Source organism: Bradyrhizobium sp. CCGUVB4N (assembly GCF_024199945.1).
Lineage (GTDB): Bacteria > Pseudomonadota > Alphaproteobacteria > Rhizobiales > Xanthobacteraceae > Bradyrhizobium.
Map to the genome: position 1 here is coordinate 2325041 of NZ_JANADP010000001.1, position 25867 is coordinate 2350907.

Annotated in this window: 23 protein-coding genes and 1 pseudogene; 20 read left to right on the forward strand and 4 right to left on the reverse strand. The window is 63.7% G+C overall.

From position 1 onward, the window contains the following. Positions 1-62 precede the first annotated feature (62 nt). The 14 genes from NLM31_RS10455 to NLM31_RS10520 all read left to right on the forward strand — a co-directional run bounded on the left by NLM31_RS10455 (position 63) and on the right by NLM31_RS10520 (position 14943). Positions 63-1013 (forward strand): PAS domain-containing protein, encoded by a 951-nt coding sequence (locus NLM31_RS10455; RefSeq protein ID WP_254192177.1) that lies wholly within the window; start codon positions 63-65, stop codon positions 1011-1013. 270 nt (positions 1014-1283) lie between these two features. Beyond that, positions 1284-2951, forward strand: a complete 1668-nt coding sequence (locus NLM31_RS10460; RefSeq protein WP_254192178.1) for a PAS domain-containing methyl-accepting chemotaxis protein — start codon at positions 1284-1286, stop codon at positions 2949-2951. A 127-nt stretch (positions 2952-3078) separates the two neighbouring features. Next, positions 3079-5097 carry an EAL domain-containing protein gene (locus NLM31_RS10465; RefSeq protein ID WP_254192179.1) on the forward strand — a complete coding sequence of 673 codons (2019 nt, stop codon included), beginning with the start codon at positions 3079-3081 and terminating at the stop codon, positions 5095-5097. Positions 5098-5258: 161 nt separating this feature from the next. Then, the gene (locus NLM31_RS10470) at positions 5259-6098 is read left to right on the forward strand and encodes a shikimate dehydrogenase (RefSeq protein ID WP_254129082.1); all 840 of its coding nucleotides are present in this window, start codon (positions 5259-5261) and stop codon (positions 6096-6098) included. 22 nt (positions 6099-6120) lie between these two features. After that, on the forward strand, positions 6121-6954 hold the full coding sequence (locus NLM31_RS10475) for an amidohydrolase (RefSeq protein ID WP_254129083.1): 834 nt from the start codon (positions 6121-6123) through the stop codon (positions 6952-6954). Between the two features lie 20 nt (positions 6955-6974). Further along, complete coding sequence (locus NLM31_RS10480) at positions 6975-8129, forward strand: ABC transporter substrate-binding protein (protein ID WP_254129084.1); 1155 nt, start codon at positions 6975-6977, stop codon at positions 8127-8129. A gap of 335 nt (positions 8130-8464) precedes the next feature. Further along, complete coding sequence (locus NLM31_RS10485; protein WP_254129085.1) at positions 8465-8875, forward strand: hypothetical protein; 411 nt, start codon at positions 8465-8467, stop codon at positions 8873-8875. A gap of 195 nt (positions 8876-9070) precedes the next feature. Continuing rightward, positions 9071-9592: a hypothetical protein gene (locus NLM31_RS10490; protein ID WP_254129086.1), complete on the forward strand. Its 522-nt coding sequence runs from the start codon at positions 9071-9073 to the stop codon at positions 9590-9592. 46 nt (positions 9593-9638) lie between these two features. Next, the gene (locus NLM31_RS10495) at positions 9639-10223 is read left to right on the forward strand and encodes a HutD family protein (RefSeq protein ID WP_254135290.1); all 585 of its coding nucleotides are present in this window, start codon (positions 9639-9641) and stop codon (positions 10221-10223) included. 116 nt (positions 10224-10339) lie between these two features. After that, a complete protein-coding gene (locus tag NLM31_RS10500; protein ID WP_254196169.1) occupies positions 10340-11530 on the forward strand; it encodes an adenylate/guanylate cyclase domain-containing protein in 1191 nt (396 codons plus the stop codon). 183 nt (positions 11531-11713) lie between these two features. Then, entirely contained in the window at positions 11714-12829 is a 1116-nt protein-coding gene (locus tag NLM31_RS10505) for a DUF2336 domain-containing protein (protein WP_254129088.1), read from the forward strand. A gap of 128 nt (positions 12830-12957) precedes the next feature. Beyond that, on the forward strand, positions 12958-13755 hold the full coding sequence (locus NLM31_RS10510) for an adenylate/guanylate cyclase domain-containing protein (RefSeq protein WP_254192180.1): 798 nt from the start codon (positions 12958-12960) through the stop codon (positions 13753-13755). A 95-nt stretch (positions 13756-13850) separates the two neighbouring features. Then, a complete protein-coding gene (locus NLM31_RS10515) occupies positions 13851-14141 on the forward strand; it encodes a malonyl-CoA decarboxylase domain-containing protein (protein ID WP_254192181.1) in 291 nt (96 codons plus the stop codon). A 22-nt stretch (positions 14142-14163) separates the two neighbouring features. Then, positions 14164-14943 carry an alpha/beta fold hydrolase gene (locus NLM31_RS10520; RefSeq protein ID WP_254192182.1) on the forward strand — a complete coding sequence of 260 codons (780 nt, stop codon included), beginning with the start codon at positions 14164-14166 and terminating at the stop codon, positions 14941-14943. A gap of 3 nt (positions 14944-14946) precedes the next feature. Here the strand turns inward: NLM31_RS10520 and NLM31_RS10525 are convergent, their stop codons facing one another. After that, on the reverse strand, positions 14947-17925 hold the full coding sequence (locus tag NLM31_RS10525) for a tetratricopeptide repeat protein (RefSeq protein WP_254192183.1): 2979 nt from the start codon (positions 17923-17925) through the stop codon (positions 14947-14949). A 319-nt stretch (positions 17926-18244) separates the two neighbouring features. Here NLM31_RS10525 and NLM31_RS10530 point away from each other — a divergent pair, with 319 nt between their 5' ends. From NLM31_RS10530 to NLM31_RS10550, 5 genes and pseudogenes are all read left to right on the forward strand, one after another. Continuing rightward, positions 18245-19537, forward strand: coding sequence for an ABC transporter substrate-binding protein (locus NLM31_RS10530; RefSeq protein ID WP_254192184.1), 1293 nt, complete (start codon positions 18245-18247; stop codon positions 19535-19537). Between the two features lie 92 nt (positions 19538-19629). Continuing rightward, positions 19630-20487, forward strand: a pseudogene (locus tag NLM31_RS10535) (carbohydrate ABC transporter permease); the annotation flags it as partial. Continuing rightward, entirely contained in the window at positions 20480-21352 is an 873-nt protein-coding gene (locus tag NLM31_RS10540) for a carbohydrate ABC transporter permease (protein WP_254129094.1), read from the forward strand. The pseudogene NLM31_RS10535 and the gene NLM31_RS10540, both read left to right, overlap by 8 nt. 48 nt (positions 21353-21400) lie before the next feature. Next, complete coding sequence (locus tag NLM31_RS10545; protein WP_254192185.1) at positions 21401-22408, forward strand: Gfo/Idh/MocA family protein; 1008 nt, start codon at positions 21401-21403, stop codon at positions 22406-22408. Positions 22409-22412: 4 nt separating this feature from the next. Further along, positions 22413-23504, forward strand: coding sequence for a Gfo/Idh/MocA family protein (locus tag NLM31_RS10550; protein WP_254192186.1), 1092 nt, complete (start codon positions 22413-22415; stop codon positions 23502-23504). 15 nt (positions 23505-23519) lie between these two features. Here the strand turns inward: NLM31_RS10550 and NLM31_RS10555 are convergent, their stop codons facing one another. Together NLM31_RS10555 and NLM31_RS10560 are read right to left on the reverse strand one after the other, a co-directional pair. Next, positions 23520-24548: a glycosyltransferase family 2 protein gene (locus tag NLM31_RS10555; RefSeq protein ID WP_254192187.1), complete on the reverse strand. Its 1029-nt coding sequence runs from the start codon at positions 24546-24548 to the stop codon at positions 23520-23522. A gap of 30 nt (positions 24549-24578) precedes the next feature. After that, complete coding sequence (locus tag NLM31_RS10560; RefSeq protein ID WP_254192188.1) at positions 24579-24794, reverse strand: hypothetical protein; 216 nt, start codon at positions 24792-24794, stop codon at positions 24579-24581. 103 nt (positions 24795-24897) lie between these two features. Between NLM31_RS10560 and NLM31_RS10565 the strand changes: the two genes are divergently transcribed. After that, on the forward strand, positions 24898-25464 hold the full coding sequence (locus NLM31_RS10565; protein ID WP_254192189.1) for a DUF1697 domain-containing protein: 567 nt from the start codon (positions 24898-24900) through the stop codon (positions 25462-25464). 2 nt (positions 25465-25466) lie between these two features. On the opposite strand, the gene NLM31_RS42985 is transcribed toward NLM31_RS10565, so the two are convergent. Beyond that, on the reverse strand, positions 25467-25595 hold the full coding sequence (locus tag NLM31_RS42985) for a hypothetical protein (protein ID WP_256561183.1): 129 nt from the start codon (positions 25593-25595) through the stop codon (positions 25467-25469). Positions 25596-25867 lie beyond the last annotated feature (272 nt).

Genomic DNA, 25867 nt, shown 5'->3' on the forward strand with positions numbered 1-25867 from the left:
AGATGGCCTCCGCGCAGCCAGGCGTGATCCCGTCGAATTACTTCCGCTTCCTGGAGCGACAGTTGAAGATCGGCGTCTGTCGGGTGGACCTGCAATCCGGGCAGATGACCTGGACCGAGGGCATGTACGATCTGTTCGATCAGGAACGTACCGTGTCACCGTCCCGTGCCGCCCTGCTGGAGCGAATGCACCCGACCGATCGCGGCAACCGCGCCCCGGTCAATGCGGCCCTCAAGAATCGAATTTCATTCGAGGATAGTTTTCGGGTCATCCTGAGGGATCGGAGGATCCGATGGGTCCGTGCTTACGGTGAGTTTCTGTTCAGCGAGCGTGGCAGCCCTGACGGCCTCATTGTGCTGATGGCCGACGTGACCGTGCAGCGCGCCCAACAAAATCTTCTGCATATCCGGACACAGCATCTTCACGCCGTGGCGCGGCTCGCGAGGGCCACGGTGACGACCGCGGCGGCGGACGGCAGGGTCACGGACGTCGTGCACCTGCAGCCCTTTGCGGGTGACGCGAAGCCGCTCGGCACCAACTGGATGGATTGGATCCATCCGGACGATCGCGCCACCATCATGCAAGCTCATCAGAAAGCCCTCGGCGGTCGCGAGGAGGTCGAGGTGGAGGCGCGCGTCCGCCTCGCCGATGGTTCGAGCGGCTGGCGAAGGCTCCGCGCCGCTCCGATTCGCAGCGCGAGCGGCCGCTTCCTGGAATGGCTCGGATTGAGCTTCGACATCGACGGTGAGAGAACCGGCCGGACCCTGCTCGATCCGGGGCGGCCGGTCACCGGAGCCCAGCTTCGGGCCGCGCGTGGCCTTCTCAAGATATCGGTCCAGAAGCTCAGCGAGCTCGCGGATATCTCGATCGCGGTCATTCGCAGGCTTGAAGAGCTCGACGGGGTCTCGCGCGACGGCGCCGAGAGTGCGCGGAGGCTCCGTGACGCGCTGGAGCGACGAGGGGCCGTCTTCATTTTTCCGAGCGACATGAAGCCCACGGCAACGCTGCGCTAAGGCCGCGTGCCACGCATGGCCCGGTCGACACGACAAGTGATGACAGCGAATTTCGCGAGAGTCTGCCGTGGCCCGTGTCCTCCATCGCGCAAATTTTGCGGCACCCTCCTGCTTCGGGCCGAAAGCGGCACAATTTCTGTCGTTTTGGGACGATGGGAGACTTCGTGTTTAGCGAAATGGCTTTACGCTTTGAAGATTTGAATCAGTTCTAATTGATTTCCACAACGGCATGCGGGGGCGACAAGCCCTGGCTTATTCGAGGGTGGAAACATGTTCGGACTGCGCAAGTCTAGGCTCGAAAACTCCCTCGCTGAAACGGAGGCGATCGCCCGCTCGCAGGCTGTGATCGAATTCCGGCTCGACGGCACCATCGTCAAGGCCAACCAGAACTTCCTCGATGCCCTCGGCTATGGCGCGCTCTCCGAGATCGAGGGAAAACATCACCGGATCTTCATGCAGCAGTCGGATGCCGAGCGGGCCGACTACAAGGACTTCTGGGCCCGGCTGAATCGCAGCGAGTATCAGACCGGCGAATTCAAGCGGATACGCAAGGATGGTCGGCCGGTCTGGATCCAGGCCTCTTATAATCCTGTTCTGGACGGTCGCGGCCAGGCCACCCGGGTCATCAAGTTCGCGACCGACATTACCGCCAGAAAAATGAAGGCGCTGGAGGACGCGGGCAAGCTGGCGGCCATTGATCGCGTCCAGGCCGTCATCGAGTTCGAGCTGGATGGCACCATCATCACCGCGAACGGCACCTTTCTGGACGCGATGGGCTACACACTGCCCGAGGTCACGGGCAGGCATCACAGCATGTTCGTCGAGCCTGCGGTGCGGGAGAGTGCCGGCTATGCGGACGCCTGGGCCAAGCTCAGGCGCGGCGAATTTGTCTCCGGCGAATACAAGCGGCTCGGAAAGAACGGCCGCGAGGTCTGGATCCTGGCCTCCTACAATCCCATCCTGGACGAGGCCGGACGTCCCTTCAAGGTCGTCAAATTCGCCTCCGACGTGACCGAGAAGAAGCTGCTGGCGGCGGACAGCCGGGGCCAGATCGACGCGATCATGAAGTCGCAAGCCGTGATCGAATTCGAGATGGACGGCACGATCAGATGGGCGAACGACGCATTCCTGAAGGCGATGGGCTATTCGCTCGCGGACGTGGTCGGCAAGCATCACCGGATCTTCGTTGAATCGGCAGAGCACGCAGCGCGGGCCTACACCGAGTTCTGGGACAACCTTCGCCGGGGGACCTACCAGGCGGGCGAGTTCAAGCGACTTGCGAAAGGTGGCCGCGAGATCTGGATCGAAGCTTCCTACAACCCGATCCTCGATCTGAATGGAAAGCCCTTCAAGGTGGTGAAGTACGCCACCGACGTCACCGCGAAAGCCGTGGCGCGCATGAAGGCAGAGGAAGCCAGGGAGCTCATTGAATCGGTGGCGGCCGGAAGCGAGGAGATGAGCGCATCCATCCGGGAGATATCCGAGACGATGGTCAAGTCGCGCGAGGTCGTCCTGGCGGCCGTGGGGCACGTCGGGACAGCCGACGCGCAGGCCGATCGGCTCACGACGGCAGCCGATCAGATGGGAGGCATCATCGAACTGATCAACAGCATTACCGGTCAGATCAACCTGCTTGCGCTGAATGCGACGATCGAGTCGGCGAGGGCCGGCGAGGCCGGGCGCGGCTTTGCCGTCGTCGCCTCCGAGGTGAAGAGCCTCGCCAACCAGGCCAAGCACGCGACCGACCGCATCACGGGCGAGATCGATGCGCTGAAGAGCGTGTCTCGCGACGTGGTCGGGGCGCTCGACGCAATTCGCGGCGCGATCCGTCACGTCAATGAATACGTGACCAGTACGGCAGCAGCGGTGGACGAACAGAGCACCGTGACGAGCGATATGTCGACCAACATGCAGCGCGCTGCGGCCGCACTGGCGTGATGCGCAACCCTCGCAAATCGTCGTGCCACGGATTGACCGTCCTCGTGCATGGCGCCGTGCGGAGCCACTTATGAGTTCGATGCGATGGCGTATCTACTATCGTCTGTTGAGGCTCGTGTCGCCCTTCGTGGCCGTGGTCGTGCTGCAGGCGTTCGTCGCCGGCGTGAGTCTCGACGTGCTGTCCGCCGTGCGGGCTTACGTTGCGGGCGAAGCGACCTGGTCGCGTGCGCAGAAGAACGCCGTCTATTTCCTGCATCTTTACTTGTATACGGGCCAACAATCGCTTCTTGACCAGTACAGGGCCGCCCTCGCAGTGCCGCTCGGAGACCGGACCGCGCGGCTGGCGATGGAGCAGGATCAGCCCGATCTCGAGGTTGCAAATGCGGGTTTCCTGCAGGGAGGAAATCACGTCGACGATATTCCTCAGATGATCTGGTTGTTCCGCCGCTTCAGCGGCGTGAGCTATCTGAAGGCGGCCATCGCCGAATGGGCTGCGACGGATTCCATGCTGCTTGAGCTGGCGATCTTCGGAGATGCGATCAAGTCGGAGGCCGTCGGAACGCATCCGGGCGACACATTGCGGCTGCAATCGCTGTCATCCCGGCTTTATGAATTGAACGATGCCCTGTCGGCGCGGGCAAACGCATTCTCACGGGTTCTCGGCGAGGGAGCCCGGGCCATCAAGACGACGTTGATCTACGTCAATCTTCTCACCGTCACGGTGCTGACCGGGCTCATTGTCTGGCATACGCGCCGGCTTGTCCTGCAACGGGCGACGTTCGAAACAGCGCTGATCGAGGAAAAGAAGCGTCTTGCCTGGCAGGCGTCGCACGACTCGCTGACCGGCCTGGCTAATCGCCGGGAGTTCGAGCGGCGCCTGAGGTCGGCGCTCGATCAATTCAAGGCGGGTGACGTACCTCACGCCGTGATCCTGCTCGACCTCGATCAATTCAAGATCGTCAACGATACGTGTGGGCATCTCGCGGGCGACCAGCTGCTCTGCAGTCTGGCCGGATTGCTGATGCGACATGTGTCCTCGCACGACGTGATTGCAAGGCTCGGCGGCGACGAGTTCGGTCTTCTTCTTCATCACTGCCAGGCCCAACAGGCCCTCGATATGGCCGAGCGGTTGAGGTCGGCGATCGAGCAGGGCGGCTTTCGCTGGGGTGAGGTTTCGTTTGGCGTCACCGGAAGCATCGGTGTTGCATGGATCGATCACGCCGACGCCTCGATCGAGGATGGATTGCGACGCGCCGATGTCGCCTGCTATGGCGCCAAGGACAAGGGGCGCAACCGGGTCCAGGCCTACAGCAGCGAGGACGCTGGCCTGCAACGGCGGATCGACGAGATGAGGTGGGTGCATCGCATCCAGGAGGCGCTCGATACGCAGCGCTTCTGTCTTTACGCGCAGGATATCGTGCCGCTGGGGGCGGCTCGCGCCGCCGCCGGGGCGCACTTCGAGGTCCTGTTGCGGCTGTGCGATACCGAAAACCGGGTCGTGCCTCCCTCGGAATTCATACCTTCCGCGGAGCACTACGGCCTGATGCCACTGGTGGATCGCTGGGTCGTCCGCAATTCGCTCAAGCTGCTCGGCAACCACCTCGCCGGTGGCGGAGCCCGTATCGCAAATTGCAGCATCAATCTCTCCGGCCAGACGCTTGGCGACGAAAGCTTCGTTGATTTCGTGCGCGACCAGATTCGCGCGTGCCGTATTCCGGGCAACATCGTTTGCTTCGAGATCACCGAGACGAACGCCATCGCCAACCTCGATAGTGCGCGACGCTTTATCCTGGCGCTGAAATCCCTCGGTTGTCGTTTTGCGCTGGATGACTTTGGCAGCGGAATGTCCTCGTTCTCATATCTGAAATCTCTCCCGGTCGACTACCTCAAGATCGACGGGGGCTTCGTGAAGGACATGCTCGAGAGCGACACGGATCGTGTCATCGTTGAAATGGTCAACCGTCTCGGCAAGACCATGGGCATCCGGACGATCGCCGAGTTCGTCGGCAGCGAGGCGTTGCTGGAGGCCGTGCGTCAGGTCGGCGTGGACTACGCGCAGGGATTTGCGGTGGGAAAGCCACGGCCGCTGTCCGAAACCCTCCGCTCGCGCGACATGGTGCCTGCTGTGTCCGCCGTCCCGGCATAGGCTTCTAGGCAGGAGCGGGGCGGCCATCCGTCGTGTATCGGGCTCCGCTGTTTCCCAGATTCACATTGCACCCGCTGGCCATTCCCTCTAATTGTCTTGGACAAATGACCAAATAACATGGTCGCGCGCCGAAGGGCGCTGTTCGGGACGGGAATCGCGGCATGTCGCAGGATGGTTTTGGGCTGGCGGGGGTGATGGGCATGCCGGTCGCGCATTCGCGCTCGCCGGTCATTCACAATTACTGGCTGAAGGCACACGGCATCCGCGGCTCCTACGTCCCGCTCGCGGTGAGGCCGGAGCGGCTCGAGGATGCGCTGGACGGGCTGATCGCGCTCGGGTTCCGCGGTTGCAACGTCACCATGCCGCACAAGCAGACGGCGATGGCGATGCTCGACCGCGTCAACGAGACCGCCAAACGCATCGGCGCCGTCAACACCATCGTCGTCGAAGCCGACGGCACGCTGTCCGGCTTCAACAATGACGGCAACGGTTTTATCCAGAGCCTGCGCGACGCCAAGGCGGACTGGCGCAGCGATGCCGGACCGATCCTGCTGCTGGGGGCGGGCGGCGCCTCGCGCGCGGTGGTCGTGGCGCTGCTGGAAAACGGCGCGCGCGAGATTCGCATCACCAATCGCACGGCGGAGAAGGCGCAGGCGATCGCGACCGAATTCGGCTCCGCCGTCAGCACCGTTCCGTGGGACGATCGCGCCACGGCACTTGGTGATGTTGCGCTGCTCGTCAATTGCACCGATCGCGGCATGGTCGGCAAAAGCGCGCTGGAGATCGACCTGTCGCGCCTGAAGCCCACGACGCTCGCTGCTGATCTGATCTACACGCCGCTCGAGACGCCATTCCTGGCTGATGCCCGCGCCCGCGGCTGCGTCACCGTGAATGGGCTCGGCCTGCTGCTCAACCAGGCGCGGCTTGCCTTCAAGGCCTGGTTCGGTGTCATGCCCGATGTGACACCCGAGCTGATCAAGGCCATCGAGGCCACGTTCTGAACCGCGCGGGGAACTTTGCGCCATGACCTTGCCGGCGGGCCCCAAGATCGACTGCCACATTCACGCGCTCGATCCCGCGCGTTTTCCCTACGGCGCCGATACGCCGTACCGGCCGAGCGCGCAGGAAATCGCGCCGGCGGCGCAGCTCATCAGCGTGTTCGACGCCTTTGATGTCCACCAAGCGCTCGTCGTCGCCACCAACACCGGCTATGGCAGCGACAGCCGCATCCTGCTCGACACGCTGAAGCAGGGCGGCGGCCGCTTCAGGGGCGTCGCCGTCGTCGAGAACGACGTCGACATCGGCGAGCTCGAGCGATTGAAGGCGGCCGGCGTGATCGGAATCGCCTTCAACGTACCGTTCCATGGCGCCGACTATTATCGCAACACCGCGCCGCTGCTGGAGAAGGTCGCAAGCCTCGGCCTGTTCCTCCAGATCCAGGTCGAGAACGATCAGCTGCTCGACTTGTTGCCGCTGATCGACAAATCGAGCGTCAAGCTGGTGTTCGATCATTGCGGCCGGCCATCGGTCGCGCAAGGCGTGAGCGGCAAGGCCTTCCAGGCGCTGCTCGCGATCGGCCGCGAGCGCGACGCGCACATCAAACTCTCCGGCTATTACAAGTTTTCGCAGCAGCCGCACCCGTATGAGGACACCTGGCCGTTCATCGCCTCGCTGGTCGAGGCCTTCACACTCGATCGCTGCGTCTGGGGATCCGACTATCCGTTCCTGCGCGCGCCCGAACGGCTCGACTACGGGCCGCTGCTCGCGGTGCTGACAAAGCTGTTTCCGGATCCGGGCGACCGGCATCGCCTGCTGTGGCGAACGCCGGCGAAACTGCTGGGCTTCGACGGATCATAAAAAAGAAAGGGGAGGACATCATGAGGCATCTTGCAGGAGCGCTCGTCATTGCCTTGACGGCGTCGCTGTCGGTCGGAGCGGCCCGCGCGCAAAACACCGTCTACATCCCCGATGTCATCGAGCTCTCCGGCCCAGGCGCCGTCTCCGGCACCAACTGGCGCGACGGCGTCGCGCTCGCGGTCGACGAGATCAACGCCGCCGGCGGCATTCTGGGCAAGAAAATCCAGACCGAGCATCTCGACACCCAGAGCAATCCCGGCATCTCGCGCGCGCAGGTGCAGAAGGTGTTGGACAAGGATCCCTATGTGGTGCTCGGGCCTATCTATTCCGGCTCGGTCAAGGTCAACATGGCGCTGACGCAACAGGCCGAAATCCCGCAGATCGTCGGCGCCGAGGCCGCCGACATCACGACGCAAGGTAATCCCTGGGTGTTCCGCACTGCCTTCGGCCAGCAATTTTCCATGCCGAAGATCGCCAATTATCTGCACGACAAGCTCAAAGTGAAGAGCGTTGCTGTGGTCTGGGTCAACAATGATTTCGGCAAGGGCGGCCATGACAATTTCGTCAAGGAGATGAAGACGCGCAACATCGAGATCGCCGCCGATATCTCCACCGAGCAGGGCCAGGTCGATTTCGGCTCGGACGTCATCAAGCTCAAGAGCGCCAAGGCCGACGCCGTGTTCGTCTACACCAACGAGGAGGAGAGCGCCCGCTTCCTGATCGAGGCCAAGCGACAGGGGCTGTCGACGCCGCTGTTCGGGGAGACCACGCTGCTCAGCCAGAAGGTGGTCGAGCTCGCCGGCCCCGCAGCCAACGGTGTGCGCGGCCATGTCGGTCTTTCAGCCGATGCACCGGTGCCGGCGATCGAGGCATTCACCAAAAAGTTCAGCGACCGCTTCAAGTACCGGCCGGATCATAACGGCATCAAGGGCTACACCGCGGTCTATCTCGTCAAATACGTCACCGAGAAGATCGGCAAGTTCGACAGCAAGGCCTTCGGCGCGGCGATGAAGGGCCTGACGCTGACGCCCGACAAGGCGCCGGGCATGCTGATGGAGGCGAGCTGGGACCAGAACGGTGACATCGACCGCGCCAGTTTCCTGGCCGAGATCGTCGACGGCAAGCAGAAGATCGTCGAGACGCTGCCGAAGCTGAACGGCGGCAAGAGCGAGTGAGGGGCACGATATCTCTCCATCGTCGTCCTGGCGAAAGCCAGGACCCACAACCACCGTTCGATATTGTTAGAAGAAGGTGTGGCCACAGCTCGCTCCGACAATGGGCAGTCGGGGTGATGAGTCCTGGCTTTCGCCGGGACGACACCGAGGGCTGAGCATCGCAAGCCCCGCACCATCGTGCAGTGGGATCAAATTGTCGGGCAGTTGTTGCCACGTCGCGCGACGTTGAGCGGACATCGGCGTGCTCCTCGCGAGAAAGCCGATGGACATCAGCGGTGCCTTCGCAGGCACAATGTTTCTGAATGTTTCCACGCAATGATCGAAGGAGTGACGACATGACCGACGTCAGCTACACCGTCTCGCCGTATTCGACCGCAGGCTCCGGAAAATCATGCGGCGGCAAACACAAGCACGCGCACGAGACGGGCTCGGCGACGACAGGAACCTCTGGCAATCCGTTCGAGCAGTTGCTCGATAGCCAGGCCAATAGCAACGGCACCACTACGGATGCGTTGGCGCCCACGAGCGACAGCAGCCAGACCGGGACGGGCTCCGATCTCGGCAGTGCCTATCAGTCGCTGCTTGCCACGCTCCAGGCCAACGGCGGAATGAACGACACGAGCGCCGCGCAGTTCAACGACGGCGGCCCTGCTTATTTCAACGGCGTCTCCGCCAACCAGAACCAGTTCGCCGATTCGCCGGTCAACGATCTGATCAGCAAGCTCGACCTCGACGCCAAGGCGTGACAAGCGCGGACGGCACTGCTGGCTTCGTCCTGCCGGTCAGGCCTGCAGGCAAACAGGACGAAGCTGCCGGGCAATTTTTGCAGCGTGGCGCAACGCTGAGAGTCCATCGTGCGAGAAAGCCGATGAAAATCAACAGCGCCTCGCTGGCATAAATGTTGCTGAATATTTCCGCGCAATGCAGATGGGAATGAATCCGTGACCAGTGTCAGCTACACCGTCCCGCCGAACTGGACCGCAGGCTCCGACAAGTCGGGCGCCAGCAAGAACAAGAATCCGAATGATCCGAACATGCTGACGACGGGGGCCTATGGCAGCGCGTTCGAGCTGATGCTCGACAGCCACGCCAACACCGACGGCACCACAACGGAAACGCTGACCTACAAGAGCTACAACGGCAAGACCAACGGCTCGTTCTCCGCGACCGCGGAGACTGGGACGGGCGCCGATCTCGGTAGTGCCTATCAGTCGCTGCTCTCTACGCTGCAGGCCAATGGCGAGATGGACGACAAGACCGCCGCGCAGCTCGACGACGCCATGGGCAAGCTCGACACCAAATCGTCCGGCGGCAGCACGGACGCAACGGTCTCCGGCGGCGGCCTGCTGGTGCAGGCGGGTGGCCCCGTCGCCTTCAACGGCATCTCGGCCTATCAGAATCAGTTCGTGGATTCGCTCGTCAACGAGCTCAGCACCAGGCTGAACCTCGACGCCAAGGCGTGAGGCGATTAATGATGTGCGCGTGAGCAACGACCGGACGCCCGCACAGATGAAAACCACCCTGCTGAAATCCGAGGACTACACCCGCTCGCCCTGGAAGAACGGCGGCGGCATCTTTACCGATATCGCGGACGCGCATCGCGCCGATGCGGCGGTGAAGGACTGGGCCAGCCTGCTGTGGCGCTTCGCCTCCACGCCGATCGTCGCGCCCGGGCCGTTCTCCCACATGCCCGGCATCGACCGCTTGCAGATGGTGGTCGGCGGGCGCGGGCTGGTGCTGAAAGCACCCGGGCAGGAGTTCGACGAGCGTGAACCGCTCACGACCGTGCGTTTCACCGGCGAAATGGAGATCGTCACGGAGCTCGAGGCCGGCCCGGTCGAGGTCGTCAATCTGATGGCGCGGCGCGGTGCGGCGGAGATCGCGCTTGTGGCGCTTGATGCGCCCGGCGATCGGTCGTTGCCCCCGGGAACGCATTTGCTCTACGCGGCGCGCGGCGATTGCAGTATCCGCCTCGAGGGCCAGGATTTTGCGATTCCGCACGAAAACACGCTGAAGGTCGAACTGACTGCGGCCGCGACGCTGGCGCTCGTTTCCGGGCTGGTCGTGCTGGGGTCGATCAAAATCGTCGCCTGAACGGGCGTTCCTGCCGGCCGGAACGATGCGCACAATCCGTGCAACTGGCTAGGTTGACGCGGCCGCGCCGGAACACGATATGTGCCTCGATGCAGACCGTCGCCGAAGGGCAGGATATGAACGCGCCAGACATGAATCCCGCCTCTCTCTCCGACGGCGTCGTCGACTGGCTGACCAACGGCACGCGGGACCAGCGCTTCATCGACAACATCTTTGCGGAGATGTGCATCCGCCTGCAGCAAGCGGGCATTCCGCTGAAGCGGTCGACGCTCCACGTCCGGATCCAGCATCCGCAATGGCTGGGGGCGCGTTTCATGTGGTCCGACGGCATGCGCGAGGCCGAGATTGGGCGGGTCGACTTCGATGTCATGGGACGCTCCGAATATATCGGCAGCCCGGCCAACGAAATGTTCGACGGGGCAACCGAAGTGCGTGAGAATCTCGAACGGGATCCCGCGCTCGGTCGCAAGCACGCGCTTTACGACGAGATGCGGGCCAAGGGCCTGACCGACTATGTGGCCTGGCCGCTCTATCATACGCTCGGCAAGCGCCATCTCATCACGTTCTCGACCGACCGGCCCGGCGGCTTCGACGACGCCCATGTTGCCGCACTGAAGAAGGTGTTGCCGGTGCTGGCGCTGGTCAGCGAGATCCGCATCAAGAACCGCCTGGCGCGGACGCTGCTGGAGACCTATGTCGGCGCTCATGCCGGCGAGCTGATCCTGGCCGGCGCCACCCGACGCGGCACCGGTACGACGGTGCGCGCCGCGATCATGATCTGCGATCTCAGAGATTTCACGAAGATCTCCGACAACTGGCCGCGCGACGACGTCATCGATCTCCTCAACGATTATTTCGACGCGATGTCCGAGCCGATCGTGCGGCACGGCGGCGAGATCCTCAAATTCATCGGCGACGGCCTGCTCGCGATCTTCCCGCTGAGCCAGCCCAACGCCTGCGCCAATCTGCTGCGTGCGGTCACCGAGGCGCGCCAGGCGATGGCGGCGCTGAACGAGCGCAACAAGTCGACCAGTCGCGCGCCGTTGAACTACGGCATCGGCGTCCATGTCGGCGACGTCATGTACGGCAATATCGGCTCCACCAGCCGGCTCGACTTCACCGTGATCGGTCCCGCCGTCAACATGGCCTCGCGGCTCGAGACGCTCACCAAGCAGATCGGCAAGCCGGTGCTGCTGTCGCGGGATTTTGCCGAACTGGTGACGCCGGAGTTCGAGCTCGAGCGCGTCGGCCAGCATGCCGTGCGCGGTTTCAGCGAGCCAATCGAGCTGTTTGCGTTTCAAGGCTGAGGCCGAGCCCGACCAGGGGCGCGAAATGCTTCGAATTTGATCGATCTGATTAGGCGCACTTTAAGCCCAGCTCCACGAGACAGGGACGAGTTTACTTCGTGTTGAAGCGCGGAGTGATCTGATCGCTTTGTTTCGTAACGGTCATTCTTGCGATTTGATCATTTCAGAGCTGCGAGCACGTTCATGGCTGTCACTGCGTCTTTTCTGGCGGAGTTGGATGAGGCGGTTGCCAAGGGAAATCCGGAGAGTTGTCTTCGGGCGCTATGGCATGCCGCCGATGTTCTGATCGCTGGCACCTATTCCGAGGACCAGATCTGGACCTTCGGCGAGGTCATCGGCCGGCTTGCGCAGGAAATCGAGGTCGGCGCGCGGGCGAGGCTGGCGGGTAAGCTCGCCTGCAGCCCAAACGCGCCGTACGCTCTGACGCGGCAGATGGCCAGCGACGACTGCATCGATGTGGCGTGGCCGATTCTCAGCCAGTCGGAGCGGCTTGACACGGAGACGCTGATCGCCTGCGCCAAGAGCAAGAGCCAGCAGCATCTCCTTGCAATCTCCAGGCGACAGGCGGTGCCTGCCGCAGTGACCGATGTCCTGGTGGTGCGGGGGTCTCCCGAGGTCGTCACCTCGGTCGCATCGAACGCCGGCGCGAATTTTTCCAATTCCGGATTTCTCCATTTGGTGCGGCGGTCGGAGGGCGATTCCATTCTCGCCGAATCGGTGGGGCTCCGAAAGGACATTCCCCGGCACCTGTTCCATCAGCTGATCGCCAAAGCCTCGGAAGAGGTGCGGCGGAAGCTGCAGAACGAACGTCCCGATATCGAGACGCATATCGATCGCGTCGTCACCGACGTCACGGGAGCGATTCACGCCAGGTTCGGTCCGGCCTCCAAGGATTACTTCACTGCCAAGCGCACGGTCGCGAAGCTGCATGAGAGAGGCGAGCTGACGGAAGACAAGGTCTTCGAGCTCGCTCACTCCCTCAGGTTCAACGAGACCGCCGTGGCGCTATCGTTGCTCTGTCGTCTGCCGATCGACGTTGCGGAGCGGGCACTGATCGAAAAGGATCGCGAACCGGCGTTGATCCTGGCCAAGTCTCTCGATTTCTCCTGGCCCACAACGATGGCCTTGCTGTTCCTGGGAGCGGCCAACTACCGCATAACGGCCGGCGAGCTGGAGCGATTGAATCTCAATTTCTTCCGGCTGAACGTCATGGCGTGCCGCGAGGTCGTCACAATCTATCGAACGCGAAAAGAGGAAGCTTTCGGCAGCTCATCTCGACCGTCTCGTCGCGTGATGTAGAGCGTTTTCCCGCGCAGCCGATTCCGGCTTGCATTGGCATGTCGCAGCCGCCCCGTTGCCAATGCGGCAATGTCCAAGTACGCTCGATTCCGGCCAGCTCGAACGGCCCTTCCATTGGCCGCAAACTCATGCCCAAATTTCTACGCATCGGCCTGCATCAGTCGAACGTGTCAGGATACACCTCGAAAGCATGGTGCGTGCGGCGGGTCGGCTCGGCGGTGTTCCTGAAATGGGGCGCCGTGGAGGTGCAGGGCGCCGGCAAGGGACGCAAGGTCTACTGGACGCGTCTGCCGCAGGAGAAGACGATCCGCTGCGGCACCGCCGCGCGCGCCCAGGACTACACCAAGTCCGCGATCGCGCGGCGGCGCAGCCATGATTATGAGCCGCTCACCGGCGCCATCGCGGCCCGGCGCAAATCCGCCAACGGCAGTGCCGATCTCAAGCAGGCGCTCGCGACCATCCTGATCGTCGACATCGTCGGCTCCACGGCAAAAGCCGCAAAGCTCGGCGATGCGCGCTGGACCAAGGTGATGGGACTGTATTACGCGGCGGTCCGCAAGGAGCTGAAATCTGCGCGCGGCAAGGAGGTCGTTACGACCGGTGACGGCGTGCTCGCGACCTTCAAGGCGCCTGCCGCCGGCATCAATTGCGCGACCGCGATAAAAAAGGCCGTGCGCACGCTCGGTCTCGAGATCAGGGTCGGCCTGCACGCGGGCGAATACACGATCAGCGGCGGCGAGATGGTCGGCCTTGCCTTCCATATCTGCACCCGCATCGCCGCCAAGGCGCGCGCCGGCGAAGTCCTGGTCTCGCGTGCCGTGAAGGATCTGCTCGCGGCGCAGTCCCAGATCGGCCTCAGGGATCACGGCAGCCACCAGCTCAAGGGCGTGCCGGCGCGGTGGCGCCTGTACCGGGTGGAGCATTGAGGCGCACTCGCTCTCGCGGCTGTCAGCGGTGCTGCCAGCGCGGGATTGTGCGGCGGCCGGCAGGGCGGCCGCGCTGACCCGGTCCTGATGCGGTCGTGTGCGGCCTATCTGACGCGACCGGCATCAGGGGAAACCGCACCGACCCGGTGGCAAGGTTTCATCCCGGCAACGGCGCGCCGCGCGAGCGGATCAACGGGCTCGGCAACACAATTATTCGTGGGATCGGGGAATCCTTCGGCATCACGATCGACTATCTCTATGACAATGACGGCATCGAGGCCGACCACGAGGTCGTTGCCCGCGGCGGCACCATTGCCCGGTCGCCCGAGGTCGATGCCTTGCTGCAAACCCATCGAGCCCTCGCGCGACCGCATTCAGGTCCATGACGCCCGAACCAGGAGATAGGCCATGACCATGACCAGACGCACATTTGCCACCATCCTCGCCGCCGGTGCGACGGCTTCGCTGATGTCGACACGCGCGTCCGCGGCCATCGCCGCGCCCCCGAAGGCGCGCAACGTCGTGCTGGTGCACGGCCTGTTTGCCGACGGCTCCTGCTGGTCGGAGGTGATCCCGCGCCTGCAGGCGGCCGGGCTCAACGTCACAGCGGTGCAGAACCCGCTGACGACGCTGCCCGAAGCGGTGGCATCCGCCGAGCGCGTGCTGGCGCGGCAGGACGGCCCGACGGTCCTGGTCGGCCATTCCTTCTCCGGGATGATCGTGACCGAGGCCGGCGTGCATCCGGACGTATCAGCGCTGGTCTATGTTGCGGCACGCGCGCCCGACGCGGGCGAGGATTATACGGCGCTCGCAAAGACCTTTCCGACGCCGCCGGCGAGCGCGGGCATCGTCTTCGACGGCGACGAGGGCCGCCTCTCCGAGGAAGCTTTCCTGCGCGACTTCGCCGGCGACCTGCCGGCTGCGAAAGCCAAGGTGCTCTACGCGGTGCAGGAGCCGTTCCACAAGGAATTGCTGGCGGGCAAGACCACCAATGCGGCCTGGCGGTCGAAGCCGAGCTATTACGCCGTCTCGACCGAAGACCGCACCATCAATCCCGACCTCGAGCGCTTCATGGCCAAGCGAATGGGCGCCAAGACCATCGAGGTGAAGGCGAGCCACCTCGCGCTGATCTCGCATCCCGAAGAGATCGCGGCTCTCATTCTCGAGGCAGCGGGGCAATCAGCTTGACGATCACTCGGCAGGTAGACGCGAAGACGGCTTCTGCCCCGGCTGCCATGCGGAAACCATGGTCACCAGCTCGCTCCGGAGCCGCTCGACGACACTGGCCCAGTCGCCGCGCGTCGGCTGCCTGAACAGCCTCATCGACGAATACCACGGGCTGTCGTCGCGATTGAGCAGCCAGCGCCAGTCCGGATTGAAAGGCAACATCGTCCAGACCGGTGCGCCGAGCCCGCCCGTGAGATGAACCACGCTGGTATCGACCGAGATCACCAGGTCGAGACAGGAGACCAGCGCCGCCGTATCGCTGAAATCCGTAAGCTGCTCTGTGAGGTCGATGATGTCCTTGCGCGCGTCGAGGAAGGCGCGGTCCTCGTCCCGGACGCCTTTTTGCAGGGAGACGAACTGGACGTCGCAATCGAGCAGCGGCGCAAGCGCGTGCAGAGCGATCGACCGGTTGTGATCGTTCTTGTGACCGGGATCTCCCGACCAGACCAGGCCGACACGGAAGCGCGTATGGGAGCCAAGCCGCTCCTCCCACGCCGCCACGCGGGCGGCCGGGGGCGCAGGAAGGAAGCCTTGCGCGGACGGGATGGTGTCGAGCCGCGTCCCGAAGGCCAGCGGCAGGCTGCCGAGAGGGCAGTGCAGGTCGAATGCCAGCGATGTCGCGGCTTCCCGGCTGGTGCATTCCGCGACCCCGGCGATACCAGCCAAAAGCTGCTGGATCGCAGGCCGGACCCCCAGGATGATGCGAGCTCCGAGCGCCGCCACCATCGGCACATAACGTGCAAACTGAATGGAGTCGCCCAGTCCCTCGTCGCAGTAGAGCAGGATGGTCTTGCCGTCGATCGGCTGTTCGCCGCGCCAAAGCGGCTGGGCAAAGCCGAGTTCGGCGAGGTGGAGAGACGACGCCTTCCAGCGCGCTTCGCGCCCCACCCAGCCGCGCTCGAAATCTCCGGTCAGCAGCTGAAGCAGCGCGAAACTGAAAACCGTCGACGCACGGTTCGGGTCGACCGCCAGCGATCTGCGAAACGCCGCGGACGCCTGATCCAGCAATTGCAGATCCAGCAACATCCAGGCCTTGTTGGCAAGCGCTGCGGCAAAATCCGGACGAAGCGCGATCGCGCGATCGATGCTGGCAAAGGCCTGATCGGTCCGGCCAAGCTTCCAATGCAGCAGGCCGAGATTGTTGTGCGTTTCCGCCACGCTCGCATCCAGCGCAATGGACCGCGCGAAATCGGCCTCCGCGTCGGCGAGCCGGTTCGCCTCCTGGAGGCAGATGCCGCGGATCCGATACAGGCTCGCGGAATTCGGATTCAACGCCGCGGCTGCGTCCAAAGTGTCCAGCGCTTCCGCCGGCCTGCCGAGATCGAGCAGCAGCCGGCCGCAATTCTCCGCGGCCTCGAAATATCGCGGATTCAGTTGCAGCGCCTGCTGGAAGTGCAGCAGAGCCTCGTCCGTACGCTTGAGCTGCCGGAGCTGATCGCCGAGGTAATTTGAGACGAGCGCTTCCTCTTGCGTGGAGGATAAAGCCTCGGGCCGGGCTGGCCGTGTGTCCGCATGCCATGCGGAAACCTTGGCTTCCAACGCGTGCCGGACGTGATCCACGACGCCGGCCCAGTCGTCTCGTGCCGGTTGCCTGAACAGCCGCATGGACGAATACCATGGGCTGTCGTCGCGATTGAGCAGCCAGCGCCAATCCGGGTTGAACGGCAGCATGGTCCAGACCGGCGCGCCGAGCGCGCCTGTGAGGTGCACGACGCTGGTATCGACCGAGATCACCAGATCGAGACAGGAGACCAGCGCCGCCGTTTCGGTGAAATCGGTGAGCTGCTCCGTCAGGTCGAGGATATCAGGGCGTTCGCGGAGGAAGGCGCGGTCCTGATCCCTGATGCCCTTTTGCAGGGAGACGAACTGGGCGTCGCAATCCAGCAGCGGCGCCAGCGCGCGCAGCGACATCGACCGGTTATGATCGTTCTTGTGGCCCGCATCTCCCGACCAGACCAGGCCGACGCGGAAGCGCGTGCGGGGACCCAGCCGCTCTTCCCACGCTGTCACGCGCTCCGCCGCGGGGGCAGGCAGAAAACCTTGCGCGAACGGGATGGTGTCGAGCCGCGTCCCGAACGCCAGCGGCAGGCTGCCGAGCGGGCAGTGCAGGTCGAATGCCAGCGACGGCGTCATCGATCGGTCGACACAATGTGCGACGCCGGGGACGCCCGAGAGCAGGGCCCGGACCGCCGGCTTGACCTCCAGGACGACCTGAGCCCCGAGCGCGGCCACGAAAGGCACGTAGCGCGCAAACTGAATTGAATCGCCCAGGGCCTCGTCGGCGTGAAGCAGGATGGTCTTGCCTTCGAGCGGCTGGTCACGAAGCCAGAAGGCTTGGGCGAATCCGCGATCGGGCAGGCCGAGGGACGACGCTTTCCAGCGTGCTTCGCGCCCCGGCAAGCCTCGCTCGAAATCGCCGGTCAGCATCTGCAGCAGCGCGAGATTCCAGATCGTGTCCGCATTGCCGGGCTCGATAGAATGCGATTGGTGAAAGGCCGCGAAAGCCTCGTCCAGCAATTGCAGGCTCCACAGCGCCCGCGCCTTTTCGTTGAGCGCTGCGGAAAAGTTCGGACGAAGCGCGAGCGCGCGATCGAAGCTCGCGAAAGCCTGCTCCATCCGGCCAAATCGCGAATGAAGCGTACCGAGATTCTTGTGCGTCTCGGCCTCGATGGGGTTCAGCGCAATCGACGTCTCGAAGTCGGCCTGCGCCTCCTCGAGCCGGCCCAGCCGCTGCAGGCAAAGCCCGCGCGTCTGATACAGCGGCGCGACATTCGGATTGAGTCTCGCGAATGCGTTGAAGCATTCGAGGGCCTCGGCATAGCGGCCGAGATTGAACAGCGCCTGACCCTGTTTCGCAGCCTCCAGGCTCTTGGCGACCGCGAGATTTTGCGGCGCGGCCTTATGGGACTGCTTGGCCGCGGCGCGGCGTTCTTGGCGGTTCATGAAGGGACCAGAAATGCTGTGTTTGCGGGATCTGCACGACCCTGGCGTCCCGCTGCGGTAGTTTCTGGCGCAAAGCTGGTGCGAAGCTGGCGCGGGCACCGCGACCAGACCAGGCGCAGATCGAGAGGTTCCGTGACAGTGCATCGCGAGGTGACATGGCGGCGTCCAGCGCGCGTTTGACAAAGCCAACATGGCGCCGCTACCTTCTCATCGCTTGCAAAAAAGCACGTCACGCAATTCGTGCGTTGGCAAGCGGTCAACTGGTGTCATCGGCCGGTCACACGCGGCTTGATCGACACGAGGTCAGGGAGGATACGTCATGAGCGGCTTCGCGCTGTCGCGTCGTTCATTGATCGGAGCCGGGATCGGCGGTGCAACGCTGGCGGGCCTCGGTGGCTTGCCCGCTGCGGCGCGGGAGTCGCGGCTGCGCATGTTCTGGTGGGGCGCCAAGGAACGGGCGGAGCGCACCGACAAGGTCAACAAGCTCTATGCGAGTGGCCATCCCGAGGTGACGATCGCCGGCGAATCGCTGGGCTGGACCGACTATTGGGCGCGGCTTGCGACGCAAACCGCAGGTCGCAATGCAGCCGACGTGCTGCAGATGGATTACCGCTACATCTTCGAATACGCCCGCCGGGGCGCCCTGCTGCCGCTCGACACTTACGTGCCGAAAACGCTCAATTTGACGGATTTCAGCCCGGCCGCGGTCGACAGCGGCAAGGTCGACGGCAAGATCTACGGCGTCAGCCTCGGCCTCAACTCGACGGCGATGGTCTACGACAAGGGGCTGATCCAAAGTCTCGGCCTGAAAGAGCCGGTCTGGAACATGACGTGGAGCGAGATCGGCGATCTCGCAGCCGAGGTCACCAAGGCGGCCAAGCGCGATGGCTATACGGGCATGGAGGACGGCGGTGGCAACGAGCCGCTGCTCGAGGTCTGGCTCGCCCAGCGCGGCAAGTCGCTGTACACGAGCGAAGGCAAGGTCGGCTACGACGACAAGGACATGACCGAGTGGCTCGCGTTCTGGAGCGACCAGCGCAAGCGCGGTGCCTGCGCCACACCGGATACCCAGGCGCTGGACCGCGGCGAGATCGATTCGAACCTGCTCTCGCTCGGCAAGATCGCCATGACGTTTGCCCACTCCAACCAGCTGGTCGGCTTCCAGGCCATCAACAAGAGCAAGCTCGGTCTCTCCACGTTCCCCGATGGCGGACAAGGCGCGAAACCCGGCCAGTATCTGAAGCCGGCCATGATGTGGAGCGTCTCGGCGCAATCGAAACAGGCCGAGGCGGCGGTTCAGTTGGTCAGTTACTTCGTCGCCGACACTGAGGCCGCCAAGCTGCTTGGTGTCGAGCGCGGCGTGCCGGCGTCATCGGCGATGCGCAACGTCGTGACGCCGACGCTCGACGACCTCGGCCGCGCCATGGTCGACTACATCAGCCTGATCAGCGACAAGGTTGGGCAGCTGCCGCCTCCGCCACCGCGGGGCGCCGGCGAGATCCAGAGCGTGCTGCGGCGCGTAAACGAGCAGGTTGGCTTCGGTCGTCTGACGCCCGCTGATGGCGCCAAGCAATTTGTCGCCGAGGCCTCCGCCGTGCTGGCCCGCGGATAGACGCGGTGGCCGACACGCTGATCGATGCTGCGACGACGAGGCAGGCCATGCCGGCCGCACCGGCGGCTGAATTGTCCTGGCGCGAGAGTGTGGCAGGCTATCTGTTTCTCGCGCCCTGGCTCATCGGCTTTTTCGGGTTGACGCTGGGGCCGGCGTTGATCTCGCTGTATCTGTCGTTCACGGATTACGACCTGCTCAGCAACCCGCGCTGGGTCGGCGCCGCCAACTATGTGCGCATCGCGACCAGCGATCCCAAGTTCAGCGCGGCGATGCACGTCACCTTTCTCTATGTGGCGCTATCGGTGCCGCTCAAGCTCGCCTTCGCACTCCTGGTCGCCATGATGCTGAACCGTGGCCTCCGCGGCCTGCCGCTGTACCGGGCGATCTTCTATTTGCCGTCGCTGATCGGCGCGAGCGTCGCCGTCGCGGTGCTGTGGCGCCAACTGTTTGCCGGCGACGGCCTGCTCAACCAGGCGCTGAAGCTCGTCGGCATTCATGGACCGAGCTGGATCTCCAATCCCGACACCGCACTCTACACCCTGGTGGCGCTGAGCGTGTGGCAGTTCGGCTCGCCGATGATCATCTTTCTCGCCGGCCTCCGCCAGATTCCGAAGGACGTGTATGAAGCCGCCGAGATCGACGGCGCCAGCCGCAGCCAGCAATTCTGGCGGATCACGCTGCCGCTGCTGACGCCGGTGCTGTTCTTCAACGTCGTGGTGCAGACCATCGACGCCTTCAAGGCGTTCACGCCGGCCTTCATCATCAGCGGCGGCACCGGTGGCCCGATCGATGCGACGCTGTTCTACACGCTCTATCTCTACCAGGAGGCCTTTGCCTATTTCCGCATGGGCTATGCCTCCGCGCTGGCCTGGGTGCTGGTGGTGATCATCGCGGCCTTCACCGCGTTGTCCTTCCTGTCATCGCGCTACTGGGTGCACTACGATGGCTGATCTCGCGACATCGGATCAGGTTTCGCCCCCGCGCAATCCACGCCGCCGCGCGCTGGCCTATCACGTCGTGTTGTGCCTCGCCTCGATCGCCATGCTGTATCCGCTGCTGTGGATGCTGGCGAGCTCGTTCAAGCCGGACAGCGACATCTTCGGCACCACCTCGCTGTGGCCACGCCATTTCAGCCTTGCCGCCTACTGGCGCGGCTGGTCCGGGCTGCAGGTGACATTCGGACAGTTCTTCCTGAATTCGCTCGTGGTGTCGCTGTGCAGCGTGGTCGGCAACGTGATGTCGTGCTCGCTTGCGGCCTACGCGTTCGCCCGGCTGAAATTCCGCGGCCAAAAATTCTGGTTCGCGCTGATGCTCGGCACCTTGATGCTGCCGTATCACGTGACGCTGATCCCGCAATACATCCTGTTCCTCAACCTCGATTGGGTCGACACCTTCCTGCCGCTGATCGTGCCGAAATTCCTCGCGGTGGACGCTTTCTTCATTTTCCTGCTGGTGCAGTTCTTCCGCGCGATCCCGCGCGAGCTCGACGAGGCCGCGATGATCGACGGCTGCGGTCCCTGGCGCGTCTACTGGATCGTGATCCTGCCGCTGTCGGTGCCGGCACTGGCCACGGCCGCGGTCTTCACCTTCATCTGGACCTGGGACGACTTCTTCGGGCCTCTGATCTACCTGAACGACATGGGCTCCTATACGGTCCAACTCGGCCTGCGCAGCTTCGTCGATTCCACCGGGAAGTCCGACTGGGGCGCCTTGTTCGCCATGTCGACACTGACGCTGCTGCCGCTGTTCGCCCTCTTCCTGTTCTTCCAGCGTCTGTTGATCGACGGCATCGCCACCACCGGGCTCAAGGGTTGACGGCATCGGACGCATCCCTGCATGGACTGACAACCAAGGAAAAAAGTCATGAGCAAACTGCGTTTCGCCGCGATCGGCATCAATCACGCCCACATCTATGGCCAGGTCGATTGCCTGCTGCGCGCCGGCGCGGAACTGGTCGGCTTTCATGCCGTCGAGGACGATCTCGCCCAGGCTTTCGCAGCGAAATATCCGCAAGCGCCGCGCATGGCCGAGAAAGCGCGATTGCTCGAGGACAAAACCATCGCGCTGATTCTCTCGTCCGGCATCCCCGCCGACCGCGCTCCGCTCGGCATCGAGGTGATGCGCACCGGCAAGGACTATATGAGCGACAAGCCGGGCATGACCTCGCTGGAGCAACTGGCCGAGGTGCGCCGGGTCCAGGCCGAGACCGGGCGGATCTATTCGGTGTGCTACTCCGAGCATTTCGAGACCCGCTGCACCGTGAAAGCCGGCGAGCTGATTGCAGCAGGTAGCATCGGCAAGGTCATCAACACCGTCGGGCTCGGCCCGCACAAGTTGAAGAACCTGCCGCGGCCCGACTGGTTCTATTCGCGCGAACGCACCGGCGGCGTCCTGACCGACATCGCCTCGCATCAGTGCGAGCAGTTCCTGTTTTTCGCCGATGCGCTCGATGCGAAGGTCGTCAGCGCGTCCGTCGCCAACCGCGCCAATCCCGACAGGCCAGAATTGCAGGATTTCGGCGAAATGCTGCTGCGGACCGGTGATGTCACCGGCTACGTCCGCGTCGACTGGTTCACCCCCGATGGCCTGCCCAATTGGGGCGACGGCCGGATCACCGTTCTCGGCACCGAGGGCTACATGGAGCTGCGCAAATACATCGACGTCGCAGGCCAGGGCGGCATCGACCATCTCATCATGGTCGACCGCAAGGGTGTCCACCGCATCGACTGTTCCAACGTCGAATTGCCCTATGGCCGCCAGCTCATCGCGGACGTGCGCGATCGCACCGAGACCGCGATCCCGCAGGCGCGCTGCTTCAAGGCCATGGAGCTGGCACTCACCGCGCAGGCGATGGCGGAAGGAAGGGTTTGAGAGAATGTCGAAGCGCAGGACAGTTGCCGTTATCGGCCTTGGCATCGGTCGCAGCCACATCGAGGAGGGCTATGCCCGCTTGCGCGACCGGTTCGATCTGCAGGGGATCTGCGACCTCAGCGAGGAACGCCTCACCACCGTCGGAGATGAATTCTCCGTGCCGCGCCGGACCACCTCGTTCGACGAGGTGCTGGCGATGGACGACATCGACATCGTCGATATCTGCACGCCGCCGACGCTGCACTTTCCGCAAGTCATGGCGGCGCTCGCCGCCGGCAAGCATGTGATCTGCGAAAAGCCGCTGGTCGGCTCGCTGCACGAGGTCGACCAGCTCACCGCCGCCGAGGCCAGTTCGCGCGGGCGCATCATGCCGGTGTTCCAGTATCGTTTCGGCAACGGCCTGCAGAAGGCGCGGCGCATCATCGAGCTCGGCCTTGCCGGCAAGCCGTATCTGGCGACCATCGAGACCGCCTGGTTGCGCGGCGCCAAATATTATTCGGTGCCGTGGCGCGGCCGCTTCGAGACCGAACTCGGCGGCGCGTTGCTCACCCACGCCATCCACGCCCACGACATCCTGACCTGGCTGATGGGCGACATCGCTTCGGTGTTTGCGCGCACCGCAACGCGCGTGAACGACATCGAGGTCGAGGACTGCGCGGTCGCGAGCCTCGTGATGGAAAGCGGCGCGCTGGCCTCGCTGGCCGCAACGCTGGGGTCGGCGAAAGAGATCAGCCGCCTCCGGCTGTGCTTCGAGCACGTCACCTTCGAGAGCTCGCTCGCGCCCTATGCCCCCGGCGACGATCCCTGGCAGATCATCTCCACTTCCCCGGAAGCTGAGGCGCGTATCGCAAAGGCGCTGGATGGCTTCACGTTCGTGCCGTCGCGCTTCGAAGGCTTGATGACGGCCTATCATCAGGCGCTCGAGACCAACGGGCCGTTTCCGGTGACGCTCAGGGACGCGCGGCGTTCGCTGGAGCTGATCACGGCGCTCTATCACGCCGCGGAGACCGGCACGGCGGTGGCGCTGCCGATCGGCAAGGAGCACCCGAAATATCGGGGCTGGCGCCCGGCAGCGGCGACCACGCCACAGCGATGAGGCGAACCGCGCCGCCTAGCTCGACAGCAGCGTGCGTGCGGCGCGGACAAGGCGGCGACCGACGGTCTTCTGTCGAAGTGCCTCGGTCCAGTCGAACATGCTTGAATTGACATCATACTCGCCGCGCTGGGCTTCCGGTATCGCCCCGGCCACGATGCGTGCGATCAAGTGTGGCAATTCCCGATAGAATGTCTCGGTGCGATACGGCGGATGGAGCGAGTAGAGCCCGGCGCCCGAACCGAGCAGGTCGATGCGGGAAAGTCCCTTGCGCATCATGGCCGCGGAGAAGATCTCCTCCGCCGGCATCGTCAGCGGCGACTGGCGAAACAGTTTTGCGCGGATTCGGCGTTTGAGATTCGGACGCACCAGCTCCAGCGCTCCGATCGATGCATCGAACTTGGCTTGATCGAGAACGAAGATGCGCGTGCTCACGGTACGAAAGCGGTAAGCCGGGTAGTCGGCGGCCAGGCGCTCGGGCGGTTGGATGCCGGTCAACCCCGGAAAGGCGCCGTGCAAATCGGCGAGCGTGCCATCAGCGCGGGGTGGACCGGGAAGTGGCCCGGCGAACAGGGCATCCGGCGTCGTCTTCAACCAGCCGATCGCCTCCTCCAGCCAGGTCTGGCTGCCGCCGCCGAACAGCATGTCGCTGTCCATGTGCACCACATAGTCCGCGTTCGCCTTCGAGAGGCCGTAGAAATAGGCGTGGAACGGCCCGCCATCGAAGGCCTTCTCCGGGTAGGCACGGCTTGTCGAGAAATAGCGCTGCCGCACGGACTCGAGCGCCGCCGGCGAATAGTCGACCTCGGAGATTTCCGCCTTCGGCGACTTCCGCGCGATGGCCTCCAGCAGCGCAAACAGGCGCCCGCGGCTCTCCTCGTAAGCGTTGCCGGTGTAGCGGCCGCTCTTGCTCTGCCTGGTGTCGACCGTGAAGACGATACGATCGACCTGATCGCCCCACACGTCGATCTGATGCGGAAGTGTGTGGACCGCATGGCGCACGTCCAGCGGATGCAAATTGATCTGAAGTGCGGATCTGACCTGCATCTCATCTCTCCTTGCCGGTGAGCTGGTCGATCACGACCAGGAACGGCTCGCGCCTGAATTCACCGTCCAAGGGAAGCGGCCTGTTGGGTACGTGGTCTGGGCTTGTATCCGCAATTTATCAAAGACGGCCTTCTCCACAGAAGGCAATTCGCTCTGCGTCGTTAATAAACCGCGGCCGTTTCGCAGCATGCCGAGCGCCGGGAAGATCGAAAATTGACGTTTGGTTAACAAGGGTGCGGCAATCATCAATGTCTTTCGGTCTTGATGACGCGACAACGGAGGCGCTTCTGCGCGACCGGACAAATCCGAGGCAACTCCTGGCAATCTCGAAAACGAGAGCCATCCAACCATGACGACCTACGTGGCGCTGCTTTACAGCGTGGTTCTACCGCTTGGCCGGCGACTGGCGATGGCCGAGCTGCGTGCCATGGCGCAAGGCCTCGGCCTCCATGACCCCCGGACCATCGGCGCGACGGGAAATCTGACGTTTGAGAGCGGCGAGGCGTCGATCTCCGGGCTGGAGCACAATCTCGAAGCGGCCTTCAACGCGCGGTTCGGCAAGCACGTCGCGATCATCGTCCGTAACGCCGACGCGTGGCGGCGCCTGCTGCGCGCGAACCCGTTTCGTGACGAAGCGGCCGCCGATCCGCAAAGGGTCGCCGTTCGCGTGATGCGCAGTCCGATTCCGAAAGGCGGCGAAAACGCCCTGGCACGTTACATCAGCGATGAACGAATTGCCGTCGCCGGTGGCGATCTCTGGATCCATTTCACCGGCGATCCAGCGCGATCGCGTTTGCTGTCGGCGTTGGGCGCGGGACGCCTGAAAGGCGTCGGCACGTTGCGCAACGCCAATACGCTGAAGCGCATCGGTGACGCCGTGGCTCCGGCCGGCGCCGGCCTCGTTGGTCGGAAGTAAACTCAGCGCACGCCCGTGCCTTTGCACCGCTGACACTTCACCACCTTGTCGCCCTTCTTGACCAAACCCTTGCCCTCACAGTTTTTGCATTTTTGCTTCTTCTTGATGTTCGGGCCTTTTTCACTCGTCATGAAATTCTCCTGCCGCGAGAGGGCGGTCAACTGGCGCATTGTAGGAGGGCGTTCGGTGGAACAACCGAGCAGCGTGGGATAAGCCCTACACCTAAGCCGGCTTCGGCACCACCAGCACCGGCACGCTTCCGTCGACCAGAAGCTCGGACGTCTCGTGCGAATTGGACATATCCGGTTCTCGGCCAACTAAACTTTTCTTCATGTGGTAACAGGCCGCGTGGCGGGCGCGTTTAGGATAGTGGATCGGATCTCTCGTATCGCGAGGGATCACC